General features: G+C 67.0%; 3 protein-coding genes and 1 pseudogene. 3 read left to right on the forward strand and 1 reads right to left on the reverse strand.

The window, feature by feature from the left end; all coding sequences use genetic code 11:
- Positions 1-111: 111 nt before the first annotated feature.
- A pseudogene (locus ACZ3IC_RS34060) lies at positions 112-423 on the forward strand (reverse transcriptase N-terminal domain-containing protein); the annotation flags it as partial.
- A 76-nt stretch (positions 424-499) separates the two neighbouring features.
- Here ACZ3IC_RS34060 and ACZ3IC_RS34065 read toward each other — a convergent pair.
- Positions 500-1,093: a hypothetical protein gene (locus ACZ3IC_RS34065; protein ID WP_467422582.1), complete on the reverse strand. Its 594-nt coding sequence runs from the start codon at positions 1,091-1,093 to the stop codon at positions 500-502.
- A gap of 452 nt (positions 1,094-1,545) precedes the next feature.
- Here ACZ3IC_RS34065 and ACZ3IC_RS34070 point away from each other — a divergent pair, with 452 nt between their 5' ends.
- Together ACZ3IC_RS34070 and ACZ3IC_RS34075 are read left to right on the forward strand one after the other, a co-directional pair.
- A complete protein-coding gene (locus ACZ3IC_RS34070; protein WP_467422583.1) occupies positions 1,546-2,700 on the forward strand; it encodes a PP2C family protein-serine/threonine phosphatase in 1,155 nt (384 codons plus the stop codon).
- A gap of 499 nt (positions 2,701-3,199) precedes the next feature.
- Positions 3,200-3,496 carry a hypothetical protein gene (locus ACZ3IC_RS34075; RefSeq protein WP_467422586.1) on the forward strand — a complete coding sequence of 99 codons (297 nt, stop codon included), beginning with the start codon at positions 3,200-3,202 and terminating at the stop codon, positions 3,494-3,496.
- Positions 3,497-3,838: the final 342 nt, after the last annotated feature.

Here is a 3,838-nt window from a genome sequence, read left to right on the forward strand (position 1 = left end):
AGATACGCGCGGACCTCCACCTCGGACTGCTCCAACTCGCCTGCAGCATCATCTGCTTGAGACGACTCCGGACCTCATTCTGAAACGATCAGTTAGACACCGGAGGCGAACATGGAGATCACGGCGCCTGTCGTGACGTCCTCGCCTGCGGTGAACGGACCCGAGGACGAGCTACTCGACTGGCACAGCATCGACTGGGCCACCTGCGAGGAGAACGTACGGCGGCTGAGGCAGAGGATCTTCAAGGCGACGCAGGACGGGGACCTCAAGAAGGTCCGCAACTTGCAGAAGCTCATGCTGCGGAGCCGTAGTAACACGCTGGTCAGCGTGAAGCGGGTGACGCAGCAGAGCAGTGGTCGCATGACCGCTGGCATCGACGGGGAACGGGCCCTCACGCCGAAGGCGAGAGGCTCGGTGGCGGCGTCCCCGGCCACCTTGACCAGCGGCCGACGTTCCACAACACGGGCGCCGGCCTCCTGTCGCAAGAGGCGGCCTGAGGTCAGGGCAGGCGGATGTTGTCGTACCTGGTGTTCGGCTCCCCGTTGGCGTACACGCGCGGGGAGGTGAACACCCCGGCCAGCTCCTTGTCGGCGATCGTTCTGCGGGGAAGGCTCAGCCCGTAGTGCTCGCCCATCAGCCGGTACACGTCCCGGATGTCCGGCACATGCAGCCCCCACTCGTCCGGCTCGTCGGGGAAGTCGGGGTCCGGGTCGACGCTGCCGAACCCGATCTCGGCGATCATCCGCTGGGTGAGGGGGTGATCCGCCCTGACCGCCTCGTGGACTTCGCCGTCGAAGTAACTCCAGTCCAGCTTTCCGTCCACGATGACGCCGATGTTGGGTGGGTCCATGGTGGTGTCTTCGATGGTCAGCCAGGTGCGGTTCTCCCACAGATGCTTCACGTGGTCAGGGCGCTGCATGTAGAAGCCGTCGCTGCCCCCGCACAGGGCGAAGGCCCACCCTGCGTGCTCGCCCAGCCTGGCCCAGTCCGGGACGTTCCAGGCCCGGTGCAACGCCGTGTTGAACGTGTCAGCAGACATGATGCCGAGGCCGGGATCCGCCCCCCGCATTGCCGCCAGCTCCTCGACGCTCACGCCTTTGACCATCTCCAGGTAGAAGCCCGAGGAGGCGAGGTCTTGCTGTATCCACTCGAATCCGTCATCGCTCGTGATCGGAAGTGTGGCAGCGGCGTCTGACAGCCTGGCCCCGGGACCGTGGCCGGTGCGATGTGCCGGGTTCGCGTCAGTGGAGTGGCTGGCAGTCGCTGGCGGCTGCTTTCCGTCGTCTTTTCGCTGGTCCCGGTGGGGACGAGTGACGGTCCGCTGCTGACATGAGCGGGACACGGGCAGCGGGTCTCACTGTCACGACGCGGTATATCCCCTGGTGGTTCACTGACACGAGACCGAGATATCGCACGTTGCGGGATCCGGTCGCCGCTCCCCCGCCGGGCGCTCTTCTCGTCGTCCTGGTAGCCGCCCGCGAGCAGTTGGGCAGCCCCGCCACTCCAGACCTGCGGGGCTGCCCCGGTGGGTGTAGAACGAGAGCCATGGGCTTGCGGCAACAGTTTGCGCACCATCGTCGCCCTCTGCAGGCAAGTGACGCTCTGCTGGCGCTCCCGCTCGGCCTGATCGTGGTCATCGTGCTGGCTGACGTGCTGACTCCGGGCAACAGGTTGCCGATAGGGCCGTCGCTGCTGATCGTGGCGCCCGCGCTCGCCGCGTCCTTCGCCTCCACCCTCATCACCGGAGCGATCGCCGCCCTCGCGGTGGCGGGCATTCTCGTCATCGGCCTGGAGAACAACCTGCTGAACACGGTGAACTTCAACTCGCAGGTCATCGCCCTGCTGGTGGTCTCGGTGATCGTGACCGTGTTCTGCTACCTGCGCGAGCGGCGCGCCCGTGAGCTGACGCAGGTGCGGACGGTGTCGGAGACCACGCAGCGGGTAGTGCTGCGGCCGTTGCCGCACCGGATCGGCCCGCTGCGTGTGGCGTCGATGTACCTGGCGGCGCAGGAGCATGCCCTGATCGGCGGCGACCTCTACGCCGCCGTACGCACCCCCACGGGCACCCGGCTGATCATCGGCGATGTACGGGGCAAAGGCCTGACCGCGATCAGCGACGCCGCCCTGCTGCTCGGCGCCTTCCGGGAGGCCGCGCACCGCGAGGCCACCCTGCCCGACCTCATGGCCTACCTGGAGCACAGCGTGTGCTGGAACCTGGCCGAGCCCTCCGAAGGGGAGACGGCCGGGGAGTGCTTCATCACCGCCGCCGTCATCGACATCCCCGACACGGCTGCCCTGGCGCAGATGGTCACGTGCGGGCACCCGCCACCCCTGCTGTTGCGCGACGGGCAGGTCACGGTACTGCCTGTCACTCGCCCCGCCCCTCCGCTGGGCCTGGGCGAGCTGAGCCGACCCGACTACCACGTCGACACCTTCACCCTGGAGCCGAACGATGTGCTGCTGCTGTACACCGACGGCCTGATCGAGGCCCGCGACGCGCGGGGTGTCTTCTACCCGCTGGTCGAGCGCGCCGCCGACTGGACGGACGAGAGTTTCCCGGCACTGATCCGCCACCTGCGCACTGACCTGCTCACCCACGTCGGCGGGCACCTGGCCGACGACGCCGCCGTGGTTGCCCTTCAACGCACCGCAGCCAACTCCCCACCGAGCCGGACCGGCAAGTACACGAGCCCTGCCTGATCGAGGAGACGGTGACAACGGTCCGCAGAAGAATCACTGCTCTGTGACGTCTCTCAGGGGCAAGGAGTCGCTGGTCGAGGCTTCGGCCACATTCGAGGGCAGCGCGTGATGATCTGCGATTTTTTGGCGGTGGTGGTTCGGCATCGTGATGTCAGTGCGGCGGTAGCTGCGGTGTCTGTGCTGTTCAGATGGTCGCGGTGAGTAGATTCGGGTGGTGACACAGTTGCCGATTTGGTGCTGACGTTTTTGGTGATGGTGCGGGTCGGTTTGTTGCCGGTCGGTATGGGGTGTGTTGTCGCTGGTCAGTGCTTGTGGTGGCAGGGTTGGTTGCCGACAGTTGGGGGCGGGCGCCAGCTGGCGTCGCCTCTACGGTGCGGGCTTCAGGTTGTAGCGGATTCCTGGAGATGAGCAGCACGGAACTGATGCAGAAGATCGCCGCAGCCGAGGGCACGATCGCGATGCACCACCTCACCCGGTAGGGCGGCCTTACCGCCTCAGCATCGAGGACGTTCTCGCTCGCGCCCGCGAAGCCTCCAAGGAGCTGGCCGCCGTGCTCGATGAGCCTCCGCTCTGGGAGCCGATCTCGAAGCGGCCCCGGAAGCCGAAGACCGACGGTGAGAAGAAGGCGGAGATGCGCAAGCAACGGCGGCGGCTCCAGGACGCTGGGCGGCGCCGCTTCTTCGCCGGGCAGTCGCGTCGGCCCCGGTCCCGGCAGAACCCGATCGGCAACGCGGCCGCGCGCCGCGATGCCCGCGCCCTGTCCCGGGTGCGGCACTCCAGTGCCTGGCTGTGGTGACGATGTCGGGCATCGTCCACCGGGTGGAGCGCACGATGTTCTGCATCCAGTGACGATGCACGACATCGGATGCTGTGCATCGATCGGGCTCCACCGAGTGGGCTCCACTCTGGTGCGCACCGGCCGTAGGCGAGGGCCGGGAACTCTGCCAGCTGGCCCTGAGCGCGGATACGTGTCCGGCGTGTCTGCGGGCCGGTCACACTCCAGCGGTCACGGCACGCTCGAAGATCAGCGTATGGAGTGTGCAACAACACCGTTGCGTTAGCGCCGTGGGCGGCTATTGAGGCCGTGGGTGAAGAATGCGACGGTGGTGTGGACGGTGTAGTTCTGGGCCTTCTGAGG

The organism is Streptomyces sp. NPDC002958, from assembly GCF_055563255.1.